At 63.9% G+C, this 20,509-nt stretch carries 32 protein-coding genes; 1 reads left to right on the plus strand and 31 read right to left on the minus strand.

Annotated elements, in window-relative coordinates:
• Nucleotides 1–5: 5 nt before the first annotated feature.
• Both ssb and D1793_RS13290 read right to left on the minus strand, forming a co-directional pair.
• Nucleotides 6–635, minus strand: a complete 630-nt coding sequence (gene ssb, locus D1793_RS13285; RefSeq protein ID WP_119022603.1) for a single-stranded DNA-binding protein — start codon at nt 633–635, stop codon at nt 6–8.
• Nucleotides 636–720: 85 nt separating this feature from the next.
• Nucleotides 721–2,109, minus strand: a complete 1,389-nt coding sequence (locus tag D1793_RS13290; protein WP_119022604.1) for an MFS transporter — start codon at nt 2,107–2,109, stop codon at nt 721–723.
• A 157-nt stretch (nt 2,110–2,266) separates the two neighbouring features.
• On the opposite strand from D1793_RS13290, the gene uvrA reads away from it, so the two are divergent.
• Nucleotides 2,267–5,128: an excinuclease ABC subunit UvrA gene (gene uvrA, locus D1793_RS13295; protein WP_119022605.1), complete on the plus strand. Its 2,862-nt coding sequence runs from the start codon at nt 2,267–2,269 to the stop codon at nt 5,126–5,128.
• Between the two features lie 230 nt (nt 5,129–5,358).
• Here the strand turns inward: uvrA and rplQ are convergent, their stop codons facing one another.
• The 29 genes from rplQ to tuf all read right to left on the minus strand — a co-directional run bounded on the left by rplQ (nt 5,359) and on the right by tuf (nt 20,491).
• Complete coding sequence (gene rplQ / locus D1793_RS13300) at nt 5,359–5,751, minus strand: 50S ribosomal protein L17 (protein WP_119022606.1); 393 nt, start codon at nt 5,749–5,751, stop codon at nt 5,359–5,361.
• A 39-nt stretch (nt 5,752–5,790) separates the two neighbouring features.
• On the minus strand, nt 5,791–6,789 hold the full coding sequence (gene rpoA / locus D1793_RS13305) for a DNA-directed RNA polymerase subunit alpha (RefSeq protein ID WP_110070686.1): 999 nt from the start codon (nt 6,787–6,789) through the stop codon (nt 5,791–5,793).
• A 79-nt stretch (nt 6,790–6,868) separates the two neighbouring features.
• Nucleotides 6,869–7,489, minus strand: coding sequence for a 30S ribosomal protein S4 (rpsD, locus tag D1793_RS13310; protein ID WP_110070685.1), 621 nt, complete (start codon nt 7,487–7,489; stop codon nt 6,869–6,871).
• Nucleotides 7,490–7,501: 12 nt separating this feature from the next.
• The gene (gene rpsK / locus D1793_RS13315; RefSeq protein WP_013331014.1) at nt 7,502–7,888 is read right to left on the minus strand and encodes a 30S ribosomal protein S11; all 387 of its coding nucleotides are present in this window, start codon (nt 7,886–7,888) and stop codon (nt 7,502–7,504) included.
• A gap of 39 nt (nt 7,889–7,927) precedes the next feature.
• Nucleotides 7,928–8,284 (minus strand): 30S ribosomal protein S13, encoded by a 357-nt coding sequence (gene rpsM / locus D1793_RS13320; protein WP_110070684.1) that lies wholly within the window; start codon nt 8,282–8,284, stop codon nt 7,928–7,930.
• Between the two features lie 123 nt (nt 8,285–8,407).
• Complete coding sequence (gene rpmJ / locus D1793_RS13325; RefSeq protein ID WP_008959154.1) at nt 8,408–8,521, minus strand: 50S ribosomal protein L36; 114 nt, start codon at nt 8,519–8,521, stop codon at nt 8,408–8,410.
• Nucleotides 8,522–8,598: 77 nt separating this feature from the next.
• Nucleotides 8,599–9,930 (minus strand): preprotein translocase subunit SecY, encoded by a 1,332-nt coding sequence (gene secY / locus D1793_RS13330; RefSeq protein ID WP_119022607.1) that lies wholly within the window; start codon nt 9,928–9,930, stop codon nt 8,599–8,601.
• A complete protein-coding gene (rplO, locus tag D1793_RS13335; RefSeq protein WP_119022608.1) occupies nt 9,931–10,365 on the minus strand; it encodes a 50S ribosomal protein L15 in 435 nt (144 codons plus the stop codon).
• Nucleotides 10,366–10,368: 3 nt separating this feature from the next.
• Nucleotides 10,369–10,551 carry a 50S ribosomal protein L30 gene (gene rpmD / locus D1793_RS13340; protein ID WP_110070681.1) on the minus strand — a complete coding sequence of 61 codons (183 nt, stop codon included), beginning with the start codon at nt 10,549–10,551 and terminating at the stop codon, nt 10,369–10,371.
• A gap of 5 nt (nt 10,552–10,556) precedes the next feature.
• The gene (rpsE, locus tag D1793_RS13345) at nt 10,557–11,057 is read right to left on the minus strand and encodes a 30S ribosomal protein S5 (RefSeq protein ID WP_110070680.1); all 501 of its coding nucleotides are present in this window, start codon (nt 11,055–11,057) and stop codon (nt 10,557–10,559) included.
• An 11-nt stretch (nt 11,058–11,068) separates the two neighbouring features.
• A complete protein-coding gene (gene rplR / locus D1793_RS13350) occupies nt 11,069–11,419 on the minus strand; it encodes a 50S ribosomal protein L18 (RefSeq protein ID WP_023007536.1) in 351 nt (116 codons plus the stop codon).
• A gap of 9 nt (nt 11,420–11,428) precedes the next feature.
• Nucleotides 11,429–11,959 (minus strand): 50S ribosomal protein L6, encoded by a 531-nt coding sequence (rplF, locus tag D1793_RS13355; protein ID WP_119022609.1) that lies wholly within the window; start codon nt 11,957–11,959, stop codon nt 11,429–11,431.
• A gap of 9 nt (nt 11,960–11,968) precedes the next feature.
• Nucleotides 11,969–12,361 carry a 30S ribosomal protein S8 gene (gene rpsH / locus D1793_RS13360; protein WP_119022610.1) on the minus strand — a complete coding sequence of 131 codons (393 nt, stop codon included), beginning with the start codon at nt 12,359–12,361 and terminating at the stop codon, nt 11,969–11,971.
• A 32-nt stretch (nt 12,362–12,393) separates the two neighbouring features.
• Nucleotides 12,394–12,699, minus strand: coding sequence for a 30S ribosomal protein S14 (gene rpsN / locus D1793_RS13365; RefSeq protein WP_110070677.1), 306 nt, complete (start codon nt 12,697–12,699; stop codon nt 12,394–12,396).
• Nucleotides 12,700–12,710: 11 nt separating this feature from the next.
• On the minus strand, nt 12,711–13,250 hold the full coding sequence (gene rplE, locus D1793_RS13370; protein WP_023007540.1) for a 50S ribosomal protein L5: 540 nt from the start codon (nt 13,248–13,250) through the stop codon (nt 12,711–12,713).
• 18 nt (nt 13,251–13,268) lie between these two features.
• Nucleotides 13,269–13,586: a 50S ribosomal protein L24 gene (rplX, locus tag D1793_RS13375; RefSeq protein WP_023007541.1), complete on the minus strand. Its 318-nt coding sequence runs from the start codon at nt 13,584–13,586 to the stop codon at nt 13,269–13,271.
• A gap of 14 nt (nt 13,587–13,600) precedes the next feature.
• Nucleotides 13,601–13,972 carry a 50S ribosomal protein L14 gene (gene rplN / locus D1793_RS13380; protein WP_110070676.1) on the minus strand — a complete coding sequence of 124 codons (372 nt, stop codon included), beginning with the start codon at nt 13,970–13,972 and terminating at the stop codon, nt 13,601–13,603.
• Nucleotides 13,973–14,024: 52 nt separating this feature from the next.
• Nucleotides 14,025–14,285 carry a 30S ribosomal protein S17 gene (gene rpsQ / locus D1793_RS13385; protein ID WP_110070675.1) on the minus strand — a complete coding sequence of 87 codons (261 nt, stop codon included), beginning with the start codon at nt 14,283–14,285 and terminating at the stop codon, nt 14,025–14,027.
• Nucleotide 14,286: 1 nt separating this feature from the next.
• Nucleotides 14,287–14,478 carry a 50S ribosomal protein L29 gene (rpmC, locus tag D1793_RS13390; protein WP_110070674.1) on the minus strand — a complete coding sequence of 64 codons (192 nt, stop codon included), beginning with the start codon at nt 14,476–14,478 and terminating at the stop codon, nt 14,287–14,289.
• The gene (gene rplP / locus D1793_RS13395; protein WP_110070673.1) at nt 14,478–14,891 is read right to left on the minus strand and encodes a 50S ribosomal protein L16; all 414 of its coding nucleotides are present in this window, start codon (nt 14,889–14,891) and stop codon (nt 14,478–14,480) included. Before rplP ends, rpmC begins: the two co-directional genes overlap by 1 nt.
• A 15-nt stretch (nt 14,892–14,906) precedes the next feature.
• Nucleotides 14,907–15,605, minus strand: coding sequence for a 30S ribosomal protein S3 (gene rpsC, locus D1793_RS13400; RefSeq protein WP_110070672.1), 699 nt, complete (start codon nt 15,603–15,605; stop codon nt 14,907–14,909).
• 11 nt (nt 15,606–15,616) lie between these two features.
• Nucleotides 15,617–15,949, minus strand: coding sequence for a 50S ribosomal protein L22 (gene rplV, locus D1793_RS13405; protein ID WP_010626471.1), 333 nt, complete (start codon nt 15,947–15,949; stop codon nt 15,617–15,619).
• Nucleotides 15,950–15,967: 18 nt separating this feature from the next.
• A complete protein-coding gene (gene rpsS, locus D1793_RS13410; protein WP_009098993.1) occupies nt 15,968–16,243 on the minus strand; it encodes a 30S ribosomal protein S19 in 276 nt (91 codons plus the stop codon).
• Nucleotides 16,244–16,265: 22 nt separating this feature from the next.
• Nucleotides 16,266–17,093 carry a 50S ribosomal protein L2 gene (gene rplB, locus D1793_RS13415; RefSeq protein ID WP_119022611.1) on the minus strand — a complete coding sequence of 276 codons (828 nt, stop codon included), beginning with the start codon at nt 17,091–17,093 and terminating at the stop codon, nt 16,266–16,268.
• Between the two features lie 17 nt (nt 17,094–17,110).
• On the minus strand, nt 17,111–17,407 hold the full coding sequence (gene rplW, locus D1793_RS13420; protein ID WP_110070670.1) for a 50S ribosomal protein L23: 297 nt from the start codon (nt 17,405–17,407) through the stop codon (nt 17,111–17,113).
• Complete coding sequence (rplD, locus tag D1793_RS13425; RefSeq protein WP_119022612.1) at nt 17,404–18,009, minus strand: 50S ribosomal protein L4; 606 nt, start codon at nt 18,007–18,009, stop codon at nt 17,404–17,406. The genes rplW and rplD overlap by 4 nt, the downstream gene beginning before the upstream one ends.
• 14 nt (nt 18,010–18,023) lie before the next feature.
• Entirely contained in the window at nt 18,024–18,662 is a 639-nt protein-coding gene (gene rplC / locus D1793_RS13430; protein ID WP_119022613.1) for a 50S ribosomal protein L3, read from the minus strand.
• Nucleotides 18,663–18,824: 162 nt separating this feature from the next.
• Nucleotides 18,825–19,136 (minus strand): 30S ribosomal protein S10, encoded by a 312-nt coding sequence (rpsJ, locus tag D1793_RS13435; RefSeq protein ID WP_021819602.1) that lies wholly within the window; start codon nt 19,134–19,136, stop codon nt 18,825–18,827.
• 161 nt (nt 19,137–19,297) lie between these two features.
• Complete coding sequence (tuf, locus tag D1793_RS13440; protein ID WP_119022614.1) at nt 19,298–20,491, minus strand: elongation factor Tu; 1,194 nt, start codon at nt 20,489–20,491, stop codon at nt 19,298–19,300.
• Nucleotides 20,492–20,509 lie beyond the last annotated feature (18 nt).

Here is a 20,509-nt window from a genome sequence, read left to right on the forward strand (position 1 = left end):
CCGCCCTAGAACGGAATCTCGTCATCGAAGTCGTCGAAGCTGCCCGGATCCGGCGCCCCGTAGTTGCCCGGCTGGTTGCCCGGCTGGTTGCCCTGCTGCCCCTGCTGGGGCGGCGCGGGACGCTGCTGGGGCTGGGCCGGACGCTGGGGAGCACCGCCACCCTGGGGCTGGCCGCCGCCGAAGTTGCCGGCCGGCTGCGGCGCGCCGCCGTAGCCCCCCTGCTGGGGCGCACCACCGCCGTACTGGCCGCCCTGATAGCCGCCCTGGGGGGCGCCGCCGCCCTGGAAATCACCGCCGCCACGAGAGTCGAGCATCTGCATGTCGTTGACCACGATCTCGGTGCTGTAGCGATCCTGGCCGTCCTGGCCCTGCCACTTGCGGGTCTGCAGACGGCCCTCGACGTACACCTTGCTGCCCTTCTTGAGGTACTGCTGGGCGATCTCGGCCAGCTTGTTGAACAGCACCAGGCTGTGCCACTCGGTGCGCTCCTGGCGCTGGCCGCTCTGCTTGTCCATCCAGGTATCGGTGGTGGCCAGCCGCAGGTTGGCCACCGGGGCCCCGGAGGGCATGAAGCGAACCTCGGGATCCTGTCCCAGGTTGCCGATCAGAATGACCTTGTTGACGCCACGGGCCATGTTGGACTCCTTGCTGTCATGAATGCATGTGTCTGCAGGCAGGCCTGCAGGATGGCGCATCGCGCGCCCGCTTGCGAGCCGCGTTTCAGGCGCGCTCCTTGCCAGTATCGATCACCTTCGCCAGGGCCTCCTCGTCGAGGCGCCGGCGATCCACCTTGAGATAGGCCAGCCGCTCCTCGGGCACCACCAGCACGTCCTCCACGCCGGCCACCTCGGCGAAGCGGGCCGCCAGGGCCTCGAGGGCCGCGCCCTGGTGCTCGTCATCCAGCGCCACCACCTCGCTGGCCAGGTGGGGCGGCGGGGTCATGCCCGCCATCAGCGCCAGCCACACCAGCACCAGCAACCCGGCGCCGACGAAGACCGCGGAGAGCCCCCACTGCTGGGCCAGGAAGCCGCCCAGCACGCCCCCCAGGAAGGCGCCGAGGAACTGACTGGTGGAGTAGATCCCCATGGCGGTGCCCTTGGCCCCGGCCGGCGCCAGCTTGCTGAGCATCGACGGCAGGGTCGCCTCGAGCAGGTTGAAGGCCACGAAGAAGAGCCACAGCCAGGCCAGCAGCCCCCACAGGCTGCCGCCCAGGCCGGCCAGCCCGCCGAGGCTCAGGGCAATGGCGGCGATGGCGGTCAGGCACATCGCCTTCATCTGGCGGCGCTTCTCGGCCAGGATCACCAGCGGCACCATGCCGAGGAAGGCCAGCAGCATCACGCCCAGATAGGTGAGGCCATGACGCTCCACCGCGATCCCGGCCTCCACCAGCCGGAAGGGCACGGCGACGAAGATCGCCATCAGGATCAGGTGCAGGGCGAAAATCGAGAGATCCAGGCGCAGCAGGTCGGCACGCCCCAGGGTCCTGCCGAGCTGGGCCCGGTCGATCCCCACGTCGCGGTGGCGCAGGCGGTGCGGCGCCGGGGGCACCAGCTTCCACAGCACCACCAGGCCCAGGGTGGCCAGCGCCGCGGTGAACCAGAACACCGCCGAGAGCCCGAAGGCGGCGGCCAGCCAGGGGCCCAGCACCATGGCCACGGCGAAGGCGACGCCGATGGAGAGCCCGATGGTGGCCATGGCCGCGGTGCGCACCTGCTCGCGGGTCTGGTCGGCGAGCAGCGCCATGATGGCGGCGGCCACCGCCCCGCTGCCCTGCAGGCAGCGCCCGAGGATCACCCCGCCGATGGAGTCGGCCTGGGCCGCCACCACGCTGCCGACCATGAACAGCAGGAGGCCGAAGGCGATCACCGGCTTGCGGCCGAGGCGGTCCGAGAGGGCGCCGAAGGGGATCTGCAGCAGCGCCTGGGTGAGCCCGTAGACGCCCAGCGCCAGGCCCACCAGCAGCGGCGTGGCGCCGGTGAGCTCGTCGGCATAGAGGGCCAGCACCGGCAGCACCATGAACAGGCCCAGCATGCGGGTGGCATAGAGGCCGGCCAGGCCGGTGATGGCGCGCCGCTCGCTGGCAAGCAGCAGCCCGGAAACCTTTCGCATAGGGAGGATGACGTTCCATGCTCGGGCGCGAGGCCCTTGAGTGAATCGCATATTCTAGCGGCTCGCCACCACCCAGGGAAAGCCGCCGCCCCGCGCCGCTTTGCCGCCGGCGCGGGCGGGCCCGTATAATCGTCCTTTTGCTGCGCCCGAGGTGGGAATGGACAGGATTCTGGTCAGGGGTGCCCGCACCCACAACCTGAAGGATATCGATGTCGAGCTGCCCCGCGACAGGCTGATCGTGGTCACCGGGCTCTCCGGCTCGGGCAAGTCGTCGCTGGCCTTCGACACCCTCTACGCCGAGGGCCAGCGCCGCTACGTGGAGTCGCTCTCCACCTATGCGCGCCAGTTCCTGTCGATGATGGAGAAGCCCGACGTCGACCATATCGAGGGGCTCTCCCCGGCGATCTCCATCGAGCAGAAGTCCACCTCCCACAACCCGCGCTCCACCGTGGGCACCATCACCGAGATCTATGACTACCTGCGCCTGCTGTTCGCCCGGGCCGGCACCCCGCGCTGCCCAGAGCACGGTGAGGACCTCGAGGCCCAGACGGTCTCGCAGATGGTCGATCAGGTCCTGGCGCTGCCCGAGGGCAGCAAGCTGATGCTGCTGGCGCCGGTGGTCAAGGGGCGCAAGGGGGAGCACCTGCAGCTGCTGGCCGAGCTGCGCGCCCAGGGCTTCGTGCGCGCCATGGTGGATGGCCAGGTGCTGGAACTCGATGACATCGCGCCGCTGGACAAGAACAAGAAGCACGACATCAGCGTGGTGGTGGACCGCATCAAGGTCCGCGGGGGGCTCCAGCAGCGCCTGGCGGAATCCTTCGAGACGGCGCTGGGCCTCTCCGACGGCATCGCCATGGTCCACTTCATGGACGGCGAGCATGACGACATCGCCTTCTCGGCGCGCTTCGCCTGTCCCGTCTGCGGCTACTCCATCGCCGAGCTCGAGCCGCGCATGTTCTCCTTCAACAACCCGGCCGGCGCCTGCTCGAGCTGCGACGGCCTCGGCGTGCAGCAGGTCTTCGATCCCGACAAGCTGATCAGCCACCCGGAGCTCTCCCTGGCGGAGGGGGTGATCAAGGGCTGGGATCGCCGCAGCGTCTTCTACTTCAACCAGCTGCAGTCGGTGGCGGAGCACTACCGCTTCACCCTCGAGACCCCCTGGCAGGAGCTCGCCCGCCACGAGCGCGAGGTGATCCTGCACGGCAGCGGCCACGACGAGATCGCCTTTCACTACGTCAATGACCGCGGCCGGAAGGTCACCCGCCAGCACCCCTTCGAGGGCATCCTCCCCAACCTGCAGCGCCGCTACCGCGAGACCGAATCCAACATGGTCCGCGAGGAGCTGGCCCGCTACATCACGGTGCAGCCCTGCCCCGCCTGCCACGGCTCGCGGCTGCGCAAGGAGTCGCGCCATGTCTTCATCGACGAGCGCAGCCTGCCGGAGATGGTGCACCTGCCCATCGGCGAAGCCTGGGCCTACTTCAAGACCCTGGCGCTGCCGGGCCGGCGCGGCGAGATCGCCGAGAAGATCATCAACGAGATCTACGCCCGACTGGAGTTCCTGGTCAACGTGGGGCTGGACTACCTGACCCTGGAGCGCAGCGCCGACACCCTCTCCGGCGGCGAGGCCCAGCGCATCCGCCTGGCCAGCCAGATCGGCGCCGGCCTGGTGGGCGTCATGTACATCCTCGACGAGCCCTCCATCGGCCTGCACCAGCGCGACAACGACCGCCTGCTCAAGACCCTGGAGCACCTGCGCGATCTGGGCAACACCGTGATCGTGGTGGAGCACGACGAGGACGCCATCCGTGCCGCCGACCATGTGCTGGACATTGGCCCCGGCGCCGGCGTCCACGGCGGGCGCATCGTCGCCCAGGGTACGCCTGCGGCAGTGATGGCCAATCCCGACTCCCTCACCGGCCAGTACCTGGCCGGCACCCGCCGCATCGAGGTGCCGCCGTGGCGCATTCCCGGCAACCCGGAGAAGGTGTTGCGCCTGGTGGGCGCCACCGGCAACAACCTTCAGGACGTCACCCTGGAGCTCCCGCTGGGGCTCTTCATCTGCGTCACGGGCGTCTCCGGCTCCGGCAAGTCGACGCTGATCAACTCGACGCTGATGCCGATCGCCGCCCGGGAGCTCAACCACGCCACCAGCCTCACCCCGGCCGCCCATGAGCGCATCGAGGGGCTCGACCAGCTCGACAAGGTGATCGACATCGACCAGAGCCCCATCGGCCGCACCCCGCGCTCCAACCCGGCCACCTACACGGGGATCTTCACGCCGATCCGCGAGCTCTTCGCCGGGACCCAGGAGGCACGCTCGCGCGGCTACAAGCCGGGCCGCTTCTCCTTCAACGTCAAGGGCGGGCGCTGCGAGGCGTGCCAGGGCGAGGGCATGATCAAGGTGGAGATGCACTTCTTGCCCGACATCTACGTGCCCTGCGACGTCTGCAAGGGCAAGCGCTACAACCGCGAGACCCTGGAGATCCAGTACAAGGGCAAGTGCATCGACGAGGTGCTGGCGATGACCGTGGAGGAGGCGCTGGCCTTCTTCAGCCCGGTCCCCGCCATCGCCCGGCGCCTGCAGACCCTGCTCGACGTGGGGCTCTCCTACGTGCGCCTGGGGCAGAGCGCCACCACCCTCTCCGGCGGCGAGGCCCAGCGGGTCAAGCTGGCCAGGGAGCTGGCCAAGCGTGACACCGGCAAGACCCTCTACATCCTCGACGAGCCCACCACCGGGCTGCACTTCGAGGACATCCGCCAGCTGCTCACCGTGCTGCACCGCCTGCGCGACCACGGCAACACCATCGTGGTGATCGAGCACAACCTGGACGTGATCAAGACCGCCGACTGGCTCGTCGACCTGGGCCCCGAGGGTGGCTCCGGCGGCGGGCGCATCATCGCCGTGGGCACCCCGGAGCAGGTGGCGAAGATGGAGGCCTCCCATACCGGGCGCTTCCTCAAGCCGCTGCTGGACCGGGCCGAGCACAGCAAGAAAAGGACTGAAAGCGTCACCTGATGCCCCAGAGGGAAGCGGCGCCGGGGGCAGGCCTGGAGGGGGTCCTACGCCAGGGATGGCGTCGGTAGCGCCCAGGGAGGGGTTCACAGCGCCCCCGCTCAGGCCTGTCGCCGGAAAAGCCGCGGATTCAGCCCACTCACCGGAACTCCTCTCGGCATGCCCAACATGAAAAAAACCGGCCCCTCGAGAGGGGCCGGTTTGGCGTGCCTTGGCGGAAGGCCGGTCGAGGATCACTCCTCGGCGGCAGCTTCCTCGGCCTCGACGACCGGACGGTCGACGAGCTCGACGTAGGCCATGGGCGCGTTGTCGCCGGTGCGGAAACCGCACTTGAGGATACGGACGTAACCGCCCGGACGCTCGACGTAACGCGGGCCCAGCTCGTTGAACAGCTTGCCCACCGCTTCCTTCGAGCGGGTGCGGGCGAAAGCCAGACGACGATTGGCGACGCTGTCCTGCTTGGCCAGGGTGATGAGCGGCTCGACGACGCGACGCAGCTCCTTGGCCTTAGGCAGGGTTGTCTTGATGACCTCATGCTCGATCAGCGACACGCTCATGTTCTTGAACATGGCCTGGCGATGCGAGCTGGTCCGATTCAGATGACGACCACTCTTACGATGACGCATGGTTGTGATTCCTTACCAAACTGGGACTCGGGTCGGCGCTCACGCGGAGGCCTTGTCGTCCTTCAGGCTAGCCGGCGGCCAGTTTTCCAGCCGCATGCCCAGGGAAAGACCGCGCGCTGCCAGAACGTCCTTGATCTCGTTCAGGGACTTCTTGCCGAGGTTCGGCGTCTTGAGCAGCTCCACCTCGGTGCGCTGGATCAGATCGCCGATGTAATAGATGTTCTCGGCCTTAAGGCAGTTGGCGCTGCGAACGGTCAACTCGAGATCGTCTACGGGGCGCAGCAGGATCGGATCGATGTGATCCTCCTCCTCCTCCACTTCCTGTTCCTTGTCGGCTTCCAGATCGACGAACGCGGCCAGCTGATCCTGCAGGATGGTCGCGCTGCGACGGATCGCCTCTTCGGGATCCAGGGTGCCGTCGGTCTCCAGGCTGATGATCAGCTTGTCGAGGTCGGTGCGCTGTTCGACACGCGCGGCCTCGACGCTGTAGGAGACCCGACGCACGGGGCTGAAGGTCGCATCCAGCTGCAGGCGGCCGATAGCACGAGACTCGTCGTCTGCCCCGATGCGAGCGTCCGCCGGCTCATAGCCGCGGCCGCGTGCCACCTTGAGCTGCATCTTCAGCTCGGCGCCCTCGTTGACGTGGGCGATGACGTGCTCGGGGTTGACGATCTCGACGTCGTGGTCGAGGGCGATGTCACCCGCGGTGACGACGGCCGGGCCCTGCTTGTTCAGCGAGAGCACCGCCTCATCGCGGCTGTGCATCTTGATCGCCACGTCCTTGAGGTTCAGGAGGATCTCGATGACATCTTCCTGGACCCCTTCGATCGCGCTGTACTCGTGATCGACACCACCGATCTCGACTTCCACCACGGCACAGCCGGGCATGGACGAGAGCAGGATACGACGCAGTGCGTTGCCCAGGGTGTGGCCGAAGCCACGCTCGAAGGGCTCGAGCACGATCTTCGCGTGATGTGCGCTGATCTCTTCGACCTTGATGTCGCGCGGGCGAAGAAACTCGGTCACTGAACGCTGCATATGTACACCTTTCAGGCTGCCAAACGGATACTCGGTACTCTGAGCCGGCCCCCGCGAGGGGGCCGGGCGCTAGCAGCGCTTACTTGGAGTACAGCTCGACGATCAGGGCCTCGTTGATGTCGGCCGTCAGGTCGCCACGCTCGGGCAGCGCCTTGAACGTGCCTTCCATCTTCTTGGCATCGACCTCGATCCAGGTCACATCGCCGCGGTTGGCGGCCAGTGACAGGGCACTCTGGATGCGCGCCTGGTTCTTCGCCTTCTCGCGAACGGAGACCACGTCACCCGGCTTGACCTGGTAGGAAGCCACGTTGACGGTGCGGCCGTTCACGGCGATGGCCTTGTGGCTGACCAGCTGCCGAGCCTCGGAGCGGGTAGAGCCATAGCCCATGCGGTAGACGACGTTGTCCAGTCGGGATTCGAGGAGCTGCAGCAACACTTCGCCGGTCGCGCCCTTGAGACGGGCCGCTTCCTTGTAGTAGTTGCGGAACTGCTTCTCGAGTACGCCATACATGCGGCGCACTTTCTGCTTCTCGCGAAGCTGCAAGCCGTATTCGGAAATACGCTGACGACGCTGGCCGTGCACACCCGGAATCTGCTCGGATTTGCACTTCTTCTCGAAGGGAGTCACACCGCTCTTCAGGAAGAGGTCGGTGCCTTCACGACGAGACAGTTTGCACTTCGGTCCAATATAACGAGCCATGAATCTGTCTCCTTAAACGCGGCGTTTCTTCGGCGGACGGCAGCCATTATGGGGAATGGGCGTCGCGTCGGTGATGCTCTGCACGCGGAAGCCGGCGGCATTGAGTGCGCGCACGGCGGATTCACGGCCAGGACCGGGGCCCTTGACCAGCACGTCGACGTTTTTCACACCATACTCGGCTGCAGCGGTCGCTGCACGCTCGCTTGCTACTTGAGCAGCGAACGGGGTGCTCTTGCGAGAACCACGAAAACCCGAACCACCGGCAGTTGCCCAAGAGAGAGCATTGCCCTGGCGGTCTGTGATCGTAATGATCGTGTTGTTAAAAGAGGCGTGGATATGCGCAACGGCATCCACTACCTGCTTTTTAACCTTCTTGCGATTGCTACGCGGGTTAGCCATGTTGATGTATCTTCCTGTCTTTACGCCAGAACGTGCGTGTTATTTGCGGATCGGCTTGCGCGGGCCCTTACGGGTGCGCGCATTGGTCTTGGTACGCTGACCACGCAGCGGAAGACCACGACGATGACGCAGACCACGGTAGCAACCCAGGTCCATGAGACGCTTGATATTCAGCGTGACATCACGACGAAGGTCACCTTCTACGGTGTACTTGCCGACCTCGGAACGCAGGGTATCCAGCTCTTCGCTGGACAGATCCTGGATCTTGGTGGTCGGCGCGATGCCGGACGCGGCACAGATGTCCTGTGCACGAGTGCGGCCAATCCCGAAGATATAGGTCAGCGAGATCGCCGCATGCTTGTTGTCCGGGATATTGACGCCTGCAATACGGGCCATCAGCTTACTCCGAAATTTGAGCGGCTTGCTCGTTGGGTCTACTACAAAAGGCGCAACAGCATACCCCTTTCCCCGCGAGAGGGCAAGAGGCATGCCGGCACCCGGTTCAGTACAGCGTCAGGTTCAGCCCTGGCGCTGCTTGTGCCGCGGCTCGCTGCAGATGACGCGCACGGCGCCATTGCGACGAATGATCTTGCAGTTGCGGCACATTTTCTTTACGGAAGCACGAACTTTCATCGTTCCATCTCCAAGGTTGGCTCGCACCGCGAGTCGATCGCTCGCCCCGCGGTGCGCCAATTCACGTGCGGCGCGCCTCAGCGCATGATGCCGCCGCTACCGTAGCCTTTCAGGTTGGACTTCTTCATCACCGACTCGTACTGGTGCGACATGAGGTGCGATTGCACCTGGGCCATGAAGTCCATGATGACCACCACGATGATCAGCAGCGCGGTACCGCCGAAGAAGAACGGCACGTTCCACGCCACGATCAGGAACTGGGGCATCAGGGAAACCGCAGTGATGTACAAGGCGCCAAACAGGGTCAGACGGGTCATGACCTTGTCGACGTAGCGAGCAGTCTGCTCGCCCGGACGAATCCCCGGCAGGAAGGCACCCGACTTCTTGAGGTTGTCGGCGACGTCCTTGGGATTGAAGACCAGCGCTGTGTAAAAGAAGCAGAAGAATACCACTGCCGCGGCGAAAAGCAAGATGTGCAGGGGCTGCCCCGGCCCGAGGGCCTGGGAAGCACGCTGCAGCCACTCGAGGCCGTCGCCGGCACCCACCCACTGACCCAGCGAGGCCGGGAACAGCAGGATGCTGGAGGCGAAGATGGGCGGAATGACGCCCGCCATGTTCACCTTCAGCGGCAGGTAGCTGCTCTGGCCGGCGTACATCTTGTTGCCGACCTGACGACGCGGGTAGTTCACGGTGATGCGGCGCTGGCCGCGCTCGATGAACACCACGAAGGCCACGGTGGCGACACCCAGCACGGAGAGTGCCAGCAGCGGCAGCACGTTCCAGGCGCCTTCGTTGCGGGCCAGCTCGAAGGCCTGGCCCACGGCACCCGGAAGGCCCGCGACGATGCCGGCGAAGATCAGCAGCGAGATGCCGTTGCCGATCCCCTTCTCGGTGATCTGCTCGCCGAGCCACATCAGGAACACCGCACCACACACGAAGGTGACGATGGCGGTGAAATAGAAGCTGAAGTCGGCCGTGTAGGCGATACCCTGGCTGGCCAGGCCCACCGACATGCCGGTGCCCTGGACCAGGGCGAGCAGCACGGTACCGTAGCGGGTGTACTGGCTTATCTTGCGACGGCCGGCCTCGCCTTCCTTCTTGAGCTGCTCAAGATGGGGCGAGACCGCGGTCAGCAGCTGCATGATAATCGACGCCGAGATGTAGGGCATGATGCCCAGCGCCATGATGCTCATGCGCTCCAGGGCGCCACCCGAGAACATGTTGAACATGCCCAGGATGGTGCCCTGCTGCTCCCTGAACAAGGCAGCAAGCTGGTCAGGATTCATACCGGGCACGGGGATGTGGGCACCGATCCGGTACACCACGATGGCGAGGAGCACGAAGCGCAGACGCGCCCACAGTTCACCCAGACCGCTGCCCATCGCCGGCATTTTTCCTGACTTGGCCATTTAGTCCTCTACCTTGCCACCGGCGGCTTCGATCGCAGCACGGGCACCCTTGGTGACCTTGATGCCGCGGACGGTAACCGCCTTGTTCAGTTCGCCGGAGAGGATCACCTTCGCGTGCAGCGTGGCGTCCTTCAGCACGTTGGCCTGCTTCAGGGTCTCCAGGGTGACCTCGTCACCGGCGACCTTGGCGAGCTCGCCCAGGCGCACTTCTTCGGAGGCCAGCGACTTCATGGAGGTGAAGCCAAACTTCGGCAGACGGCGCTGCAGCGGCATCTGACCGCCCTCGAAGCCGGGCTTGACGCTGCCGCCGCTGCGCGACTTCTGGCCCTTGTGGCCGCGGCCACCGGTCTTGCCCAGACCGGAGCCGATGCCACGACCGACGCGCTTCTCGGCGTGCTTGGAACCCGGTGCCGGGCTCAGGCTATTGAGTTTCATGGATTACTCTCCCTCAACGCGCACAAGGTAGTTGACCTTGTGGATCATGCCGCGTACGGCAGGGGTGTCTTCCAGTTCAACCGTGTGACCGATGCGGCGCAGCCCGAGGCCCTTCATGGTGGCCTTGTGCTTGGGCAGGATGCCGATGGTACTGCGGGTCTGGGTAACCTTGAGTGTTGCTGCCATGGTATTTACCCCGTGATCGCTTCGACAGACAGACCGCGCTTGGCGGCGATGTCTTCCGGCGCTTGCATGGCAGTCAGGCCCTTGACGGTAGCCCGCACCACGTTCACCGGATTGGTGGAACCGTAGCACTTGGCCAGGACGTCGTGGACGCCTGCCAGCTCGAGCACGGAGCGCATGGCGCCGCCGGCGATGATGCCGGTACCCTCGGAAGCCGGCTGCATGTACACCTTGGAGGCGCCGTGACGGGCCTTGACCGGGTACTGCAGGGTGGTGCCTGCGAGGTTGACCTTGACCATGTTGCGGCGAGCCTGGTCCATCGCCTTCTGGATCGCGACCGGCACTTCACGCGCCTTGCCACGACCGAAGCCGACACGGCCCTTGCCGTCGCCCACGACGGTCAGGGCGGTGAAACCGAAGATACGGCCACCCTTGACCACCTTGGCGACACGGTTGACCTGGACCAGCTTCTCCTGGAGGTCGCCGCTTTGCTGTTCGTTCTTCGCCATCGTAAAACCCTTTAGAATTCCAGGCCGCCTTCACGAGCGGCGTCGGCCAGAGCCTTCACGCGGCCATGGTACTTGAAGCCGGCACGATCGAAGGCCACCTGGGTGATGCCTGCTTCCTTAGCGCGCTCGGCAATCAGGGCGCCCACCTTGGCGGCGGCGTCTGCATTGCCGGTTGCACCCTCACGCAGGGCCTTGTCCAGCGTGGAAGCGCTGGCCAGGACCTTGCCACCATCCGGCGAGATAATCTGCGCGTAGATGTGACGGGGGGTACGGTTGACGCACAGGCGATACACGCCCAGCTCGCGGATCTTGGCGCGAGCGCGGCGGGCACGACGGAGACGAGATTCTTTCTTCGCGTTCATAACCCTGCCTTACTTCTTCTTGGCTTCTTTGCGACGCACCTGCTCGTCGGCGTACCGGACACCCTTGCCCTTATAGGGCTCAGGCGGACGGAAGGCGCGGATTTCCGCTGCAGCGTGGCCGAGCTTCTGCTTGTCCGCGCTCTTCAGCACGATCTGGGTGTTCTTGGGCGTTTCCGCCGTGACACCCTCAGGCAGCGTGTAATCGACCGGGTGCGAGAAGCCCAGTGACAGATTGAGCGTCTGGCCCTTGGCCTGGGCACGATAACCGACGCCGATGATTTCGAGGGTCTTGGTGAAGCCTTCGCTCACGCCGGTGACCAGGTTCTGAACCAGGGCACGGGTGGTGCCGACCATGGCCCAGCTCTTGGCGGCCTCGCTCGGCGTAAAGGTCAGCTGACCCTCTTCCTGACCGATCACCACATCGGGGTGAATGGTCAGTGACAGCGTACCCTGGCCGCCCTTGGCGGTCAGCTGGTTACCGTCGAGCTTGATCTCGACGCCAGCGGGCACTTTTACCGGATATTTGGCTACGCGGGACATTCCAAACTCCTAGAATACGGTGCAGATGACTTCGCCACCGACACCGGCCTTGCGAGCCGCGCGATCGGTCATCACACCCTGAGAGGTAGTGACAATCGCGATTCCCAGGCCATCGGCGACCTTCGGCAGCTCGCCCTTGCCCTTGTACTGACGCAGGGACGGCTTGGACACGCGCTGCAGATGCTCGATGACCGGCTTGCCCTCGAAGTACTTGAGGGTGATGGTCAGTTCGGGCTTGGCGCTCTCGGTCACCGCGAAGTCGGTGATGTAACCCTCGTCCTTCAGCACGCGGGCCACCTCGATCTTCAGCTTGGAGGACGGCATGGTGACCGTCTCCTTGGTGGCCATCTGCGCATTGCGGATACGGGTAAACATATCCGCCAGAGTGTCTTGCATGCTCATTTACATTGCGCTCCTGATATCTCTACGTGGCGTTACCAGCTGGACTTCTTCAGTCCGGGTACGTCGCCACGCATGGCGGCTTCACGCAGCTTGTTGCGGCCGAGGCCGAACTTGTTGTAGTAGCCGTGCGGACGGCCAGTGATGCGGCAGCGGTTGCGCTGACGCACCGGGCTGGAGTCACGCGGCAGCTGCTGCAGCTTCAGCGTTGCCTCGAAGCGCTCTTCATCGGAAGCGTTGACATCCTGGATGATCGCCTTCAGCGCGGCCCGCTTGGCGGCGAACTTCGCCACCAGCTGGGTGCGCTTGAGCTCACGCTCAATCATGCTCTTCTTTGCCATGGTCCCACCCCTTATTTCTTGAACGGGAAGTTCAGCGCGCTCAGCAGCGCACGACCTTCTTCATCGGTGTTGGCGGTGGTGGTGATGGTGACATCCAGACCACGGATCCGATCGATCTTATCATACTCGATCTCCGGGAAGATGATCTGCTCACGCACCCCCATGGAGTAGTTGCCACGACCGTCGAAGGACTTCGGGTTGAGACCACGGAAGTCACGAACGCGGGGGATCGCGATATTCACCAGGCGATCGAGGAAGTCCCACATGCGCTCGGAGCGCAGGGTCACCTTGATCCCGATCGGCCAGCCTTCACGCACCTTGAAGCCCGCGATGGACTTGCGCGCCTTGGTCACCATCGGCTTCTGACCGGAGAGCTTCTCCAGGTCACCGATGGCATTCTCGATCAGCTTCTTGTCGCTGGTCGCTTCGCCGATGCCCATGTTCAGAGTCACCTTGGTGATCCGTGGCACCTGCATCACGTTGGCGTAGCTGAACTGCTCTTTGAGTTGAGCCACCACCTCGTTCTGATAACGTTCTTTCAAGTTCGCCATTTTGCTACCCGACTCGCGTTAGGCGTCGATCTGCGTCTGCGTCGACTTGTAGATACGTACCTTGGTACCGTCTTCCTGAACCTGGAAGCCGACGCGATCCGCCTTACCGGTCTCCTGGTTGAAGATGGCTACGTTGGACGCGTGAATCGGAGCCTCGCGCTCGACGATACCGCCCTGATTGCCCGCCATGGGGTTGGGCTTGGTGTGACGCTTGATCATGTTCACACCGGACACGACAAAGCGGTCGTCCTTGAGGACGCGCTTGACGGTGCCACGCTTGCCCTTGTCCTTGCCGGCGATGACGATCACTTCATCGTCACGTTTGATTTTTTGCATATCCGCCTCGCTCCTTACAGCACTTCAGGCGCCAAGGAAATGATCTTCATGAACTTCTCGGTACGAAGTTCACGGGTCACCGGCCCGAAGATACGGGTACCGATCGGCTGTTCGTTGGTGTTGTTCAACAGAACTGCCGCATTTCCGTCGAAGCGGATCAGCGAACCGTCGGGACGACGGACGCCGCTACGGGTGCGAACCACCACCGCCTTGAGGACCTGGCCTTTCTTGACCTTGCCACGCGGAATGGCTTCCTTCACCGTGACCTTGATGATATCGCCAACGTGGGCGTAGCGACGGTGTGAACCGCCCAGCACCTTGATGCACTGCACCCGGCGCGCCCCGCTGTTGTCGGCGACATCCAGCATTGTCTGAGTCTGAATCATCGGTTTTCTCCAAACCTAATCTGACTGCACTGGTTTGACAGGCGTGAGCCGATCAGCCCTTGGCCTGCTCGACCACCTCGACCAGCTTCCAGGACTTGGTCTTGGACAGCGGACGGCACTCCTGGATGGAGACCGTGTCGCCTGCCTTCGCCTGGTTCGCCTCGTCATGGGCGTGCAGCTTGGTGGAGCGCTTGACGTACTTGCCGTAGATCGGGTGACGCACGCGGCGCTCGATCATCACGACGATGGACTTGTCCATCTTGTCGCTCACCACCTTGCCGGTGAGCGTACGAGCTTTCTTCTCTTCGGCCATCTCAGTCACCTGCCTTCTCGTTGAGCACAGTCTTCACCCGGGCGATGTCCCGACGAACCTGCTTGAGCAGATGAGTCTGGCTGAGCTGACCGGTGGCCTTCTGCATGCGCAGGTTGAACTGCTCGCGGAGGAGTTCGAGGAGCTGACCCTTCAGCTCGTCGACTGACTTTTCACGGATTTCCTGGGCTTTCATCACATCACCGTCCGTTTCACAAAGGTGGTGGATACGGGCATCTTTTGCGCGGCGAGAGTGAAGGCCTCGCGGGCCAGCTCTTCGGACACGCCTTCGATTTCATACAGGACCCGGCCCGGCTGGATCTGTGCGACCCAGTACTCGACGGAACCCTTACCCTTACCCATACGGACTTCGAGTGGCTTCTTGGAAATCGGCTTGTCCGGGAACACGCGGATCCAGATCTTGCCGCCACGCTTGACGTGACGGGTGATCGCGCGACGGCCGGCTTCGATCTGGCGCGCAGTAATGCGGCCGCGACCGGTAGCCTTCAGGCCGTATTCCCCGAAGCTGATCTTGCTTCCGCGATGCGCCAGGCCACGGTTACGGCCTTTCTGCATCTTGCGGAATTTCATACGCTTGGGTTGTAACATCGACTCGCTCTCCCCTTACCTGGAACCTTTCTTCTTGGAGGGCGCGGCCTGAGGCTGCTTCGCCTTGGCGCGGACCTCTTCGATGCCCCCGAGGATCTCACCCTTGAAGACCCACACCTTGACACCGATGATGCCGTAGGTGGTCTTGGCCTCGAAGGTGGCGTAGTCGATGTCCGCACGCAGGGTATGCAGCGGAACACGACCTTCCCGGTACCACTCGGTGCGCGCGATCTCGGCGCCACCCAGGCGACCGGAGAGCTGCACCTTGATGCCGCCGGCGCCCAGGCGCATGGCGTTCTGTACCGCGCGCTTCATGGCACGACGGAACATGACGCGACGCTCGAGCTGGCCAGCGATGTTCTGGGCCACGAGCATGGCGTCCAGCTCGGGCTTGCGAACTTCTTCGATGTTGACGTGAACGGGCACGCCCATCATCTGGGTGACCTCACGACGCAGGCGATCGACATCCTCGCCCTTCTTGCCAATCACGATGCCCGGACGGGCGGTGTGAATGGTGATGCGTGCGTTGTTGGCCGGACGCTCGATGGTGATGCGGCTCACGGAGGCGTTCTTCAGACGCTCTTCCAGGAAGCGGCGCACTTCGAGGTCGTTGTTCAGCTTGTCGGCATAGGCGCCGCGCTCGGCATACCAGACCGACGTATGGTCCTTGACGATGCCCAGGCGAATGCCTGTCGGATTGACTTTCTGACCCATCTGGTCGACTCCTACTTCTCGGCTACCTTGACGGTGATGTGGCAGGTGCGCTTCAAGATACGATCCGCGCGGCCCTTGGCACGCGGCTTGATACGCTTGAGCGTCATGCCCTCATCGACGCAGATGGTCGAGACACGCAGCTCGTCGATATCCATGCCGTTGTTTTCTTCCGCATTCGCGATGGCGGACTGCAGCACCTTCTTGACCAGCTTGGCAGCCTTCTTCGGTGAGAAGGTCAGCAGGTCGAGCGCCTCGGCGACCGGCTTACCGCGCACCTGGTCAGCCACCAAACGGGCCTTCTGGGCGGATAAACGAGCGCCACGCAGCTTAGCTGTGACTTCCATCTCTCAATCCTCTCTGGCTTACCGTTTGGCTTTCTTGTCCGCCGCATGACCGCGATAGGTGCGGGTAGCAGCGAATTCGCCCAGCTTGTGGCCAACCATTTCCTCGGAGACATGCACCGGGACGTGCTGGCGACCGTTATGGACTGCAATGGTGAGCCCGACCATGTTGGGCAGGATCATGGAACGACGCGACCAGGTCTTGATCGGTTTGCGGTCGTTCTTCTCCACTGCAGCCTCAACCTTCTTCAGCAGATGAAGGTCAATAAAGGGACCTTTCTTCAGTGAACGTGGCACAGCCGTTACCTCTTAAAGTGTGTTACTTGGCCTTGCGGCGACGAACGATCAGCTTGTCGGTGCGCTTGTTCTTGCGGGTCTTGTGGCCCTTGGTGGGGATACCCCACGGAGTCACCGGGTGACGACCACCGCTGGTGCGGCCTTCGCCGCCGCCGTGCGGGTGATCCACCGGGTTCATGGCCACGCCGCGAACGGTCGGACGCACACCTCTCCAGCGCTTCGCACCGGCCTTGCCAAGCTGACGCAGGCTGTGCTCGGAGTTGCTCACTTCGCCCAGGGTCGCGCGGCACTCGCTCAGCACCTTGCGCATCTCGCCGGAGCGCAGACGCAGGGTGGCGTAGTTGCCGTCACGGGCGACCAGCTGGGCGCTGGTGCCGGCGCTGCGAGCGATCTGAGCGCCCTTGCCAGGCTTCAGTTCGACGCAATGCACGGTGGAACCCAGCGGGACGTTACGCAGCGGCAGAGCATTGCCCTGCTTGATGGCCGCGTTCACGCCGGACTCGAGACGGTCACCCGCCTTCACGCCCTTGGGCGCGATGATGTAGCGACGCTCGCCGTCCAGGTACTTCAGCAGCGCGATGTGGGCGCTACGGTTCGGATCGTACTCGAGGCGCTCGACGATGGCCGGAACGCCATCCTTGGTGCGCTTGAAGTCGATGATCCGGTAGTGCTGACGGTGCCCACCGCCCACGTGACGGGTGGTGATGCGACCGTTGTTGTTGCGACCGCCGCTGCGCGACTGCTTCTCGAGCAGGGGCGCGTAGGGCTTGCCCTTGTGCAGGTCTTCACCAACGATCTTGACGACGTGGCGACGGCCGGCGGATGTGGGTTTGGTCTTGACGATTGCCATTGTCCGTACTCCTGCCCTTATTCGGCGCCAGAGAAGTCTTCAAGGGTCTCGCCGGCGGCCAGCGTAACGTAGGCCTTGCGATACCCCTTGCGGTGACCCAGACCGTGCGCGGTGCGCTTGGTCTTGCCCTTGACGTTCAGCGTCTGAACGCGGTCGACCTTCTTGCCGAACAGAGCCTCGACGGCCTTCTTGATCTCGGGCTTGGTCGCGTCGCTGGCCACCTTGAACACGTACTGGTTGCGTTCGGCAGCCATGGCGGCCTTCTCGGTCACGTGCGGACCCAGCAGGACCTTGAATACACGCTCCTGGTTCATGCCAGCTTCTCCTCGAATTTGCGCAGGGCGGAGACGGTGACCAGCACCTTGTCGAAGGCGACCAGGCTCACCGGGTCGGCGGCAGCCACGTCCACCACATCCACGTTGGGAATGTTGCGGGCAGCCAGGTAGAGCTTCTCGTCGACTTCCTCGGTGACGATCAGCACCTTCTCCAGACCCAGCTCCTGGAGCTTGGCGACCAGCTGCTTGGTCTTCGGCGCTTCGACGGAGATCTCCTCCACGGCCACCAGACGCTCCTGGCGAACCAGCTCGGAGAGGATGGAGCGCATCGCCGCGCGGTACATCTTGCGGTTGACCTTCTGGCTGTGGTCCTGAGGACGAGCCGCGAAGGTCACGCCGCCGCTGCGCCACAGCGGAGAGCGGATGGTGCCGGCGCGAGCGCGACCGGTGCCCTTCTGACGCCACGGCTTCTTGCCGCCACCACGCACGTCGGAACGGTTCTTCTGAGCGCGAGTGCCCTGACGACCACCGGCCAGATAGGCGGTGACGACCTGGTGCACGAGCGCTTCATTGAATTCTTTGCCAAAGGTGGCGTCGGACACTTCGACGGTGCCGGCGCCGGCAGCAAGATTCAGATTCATCGGTGATTTCCCCTTCAGCCAGCTTTCACGGCGCTGCGCACGACGACGTCACTACCGGTGGCACCGGGCACGGCGCCCTTGACCAGCAGCAGATTACGTTCGGCATCGACACGCACGACTTCGAGGCTCTGGACGGTGCAACGGACGTTGCCCATCTGGCCGGCCATCTTCTTGCCCTTGAACACGCGGCCCGGCGTCTGACACATGCCGATGGAGCCCGGTGCGCGGTGGGACAGGGAGTTGCCGTGGCTGTTGTCCTGGGTGCGGAAGTTCCAGCGCTTGATGGCGCCCTGGAAGCCCTTGCCCTTGGAGGTGCCGGTCACGTCGATCTTCTGACCAGCTTCGAAGAGGGATACGGTGAGTTCGCCGCCCACTTCCGGAGCTTCTTCGCCTGCAGCCAGACGGAACTCCATCAGCGAACGACCGGCCTCCACACCCGCCTTGGCGTACTGACCCGCCTGGGCTTTGGTGAGGTGCTTGGCCTTGCGAGAACCGGCTGTCACCTGAATCGCCGCGTAGCCGTCGGACTCGACGGTCTTGACGCGAGTGATGCGGTTGGGTGCAACCTCGATCACGGTTACGGGCACAGAAGCGCCATCCTCGGTAAAGACGCGGGTCATCCCGGCCTTCTTACCGACTAAACCGATAGTCATACTCAGTCTCCTTTAGTGTACGGGGCTATCACCCGCTATGGCTGCCCTTTCCAGAGCATTCCACTAGCACGTTGTATGGCGCCTCACGGCGCGGCGGCTGCTGCTCATACCCGCTTTTGTGCAGAGGCGATGAGCGCTGGGCCGCGAGTGTCTAGTGTGGAATCAGTCGAGCTTGATCTGCACGTCCACGCCGGCGGCGAGGTCGAGCTTCATCAGGGCATCAACGGTCTTTTCCGTGGGCTCGACGATGTCGAGTACACGCTTGTGAGTACGAATCTCGTACTGGTCGCGCGCGTCCTTGTTGACGTGCGGCGAGATCAGCACGGTGTACCGCTCGCGGTTGGTCGGCAGGGGGATCGGACCACGAACCTGGGCGCCGGTACGCTTGGCGGTCTCAACGATCTCCGCGGCGGACTGGTCGATCAGGCGATGGTCGAAGGCCTTCAACCGAATGCGAATCTTCTGGTTCTGCATTAGCCCTTAACTCCAATGGATCTCGACGGCGCGAGCCGTCTACCCACGCATTCAAAGGATGCGCATTATAGGTGCGCCGCGGATGAGTGTCAAACACTCTCCGCGGTGCGCAGAAAGGGGGCCCCGCGAGGAGCCCCCTTCGATCATCGAGAAGCCGAGGCTTACTGGACGATCTTGGCCACGACGCCGGCGCCGACGGTGCGGCCGCCTTCACGGATGGCGAAGCGCAGACCTTCGTCCATGGCGATCGGGGCGATCAGGGTGATGACCATCTTGACGTTGTCGCCCGGCATCACCATCTCGACGCCTTCCGGCAGCTCACAGGTACCGGTGACATCGGTGGTACGGAAGTAGAACTGCGGACGGTAGCCCTTGAAGAAGGGAGTGTGACGACCACCCTCTTCCTTGGACAGCACGTAGACTTCGGCTTCGAAGACAGTGTGCGGCTTGATGGAGCCCGGCTTGGCCAGCACCTGGCCACGCTCGACCTCGTCACGCTTGGTGCCGCGCAGCAGGGCGCCGACGTTCTCACCGGCACGACCTTCGTCGAGCAGCTTGCGGAACATCTCGACACCGGTAACGGTGGTCTTGGTGGTGTCACGGATACCGACGATCTCGATCTCTTCGCCGGCCTTGACGATGCCGCGCTCGATACGACCGGTCACCACGGTGCCGCGGCCGGAGATGGAGAAGACGTCCTCGATCGGCATCAGGAACGGCTGGTCGATGGCACGCTCCGGCTCCGGGATGTACTCGTCCAGGGCCTTGATCAGGTTGGCAACGGCGGTGGTGCCCATGCCGTTCTCGTCTTCACCGTTCAGCGCCATCAGGGCGGAGCCGGTGATGATCGGGGTGTCGTCGCCCGGGAAGTCGTACTCGTTCAGCAGCTCGCGAACTTCCATCTCGACCAGCTCGAGCAGCTCTTCGTCGTCGACCATGTCGGCCTTGTTCAGGAACACGACGATGTACGGAACGCCAACCTGACGGGACAGCAGGATGTGCTCGCGGGTCTGCGGCATGGGGCCGTCAGCGGCGGAACAGACCAGGATAGCGCCGTCCATCTGGGCAGCACCGGTGATCATGTTCTTGACGTAGTCGGCGTGCCCCGGGCAGTCGACGTGCGCGTAGTGACGCACTTCGGACTGGTACTCCACGTGAGAGGTGGCGATGGTGATGCCGCGCTCACGCTCTTCCGGGGCGTTGTCGATGGTGTCGAATGCACGCCATTCGCCACCGAACACCTCGGCGGAGACGCGAGTCAGGGCCGCAGTCAGAGTGGTCTTGCCGTGGTCGACGTGACCGATGGTGCCGACGTTGACGTGCGGTTTGGAACGCTCAAATTTTTCCTTAGCCACTGCTATAACCTCTTTACG

It is taken from the genome of Halomonas sp. JS92-SW72, from assembly GCF_003547075.1.
Taxonomy (GTDB): domain Bacteria; phylum Pseudomonadota; class Gammaproteobacteria; order Pseudomonadales; family Halomonadaceae; genus Halomonas; species Halomonas alkalicola.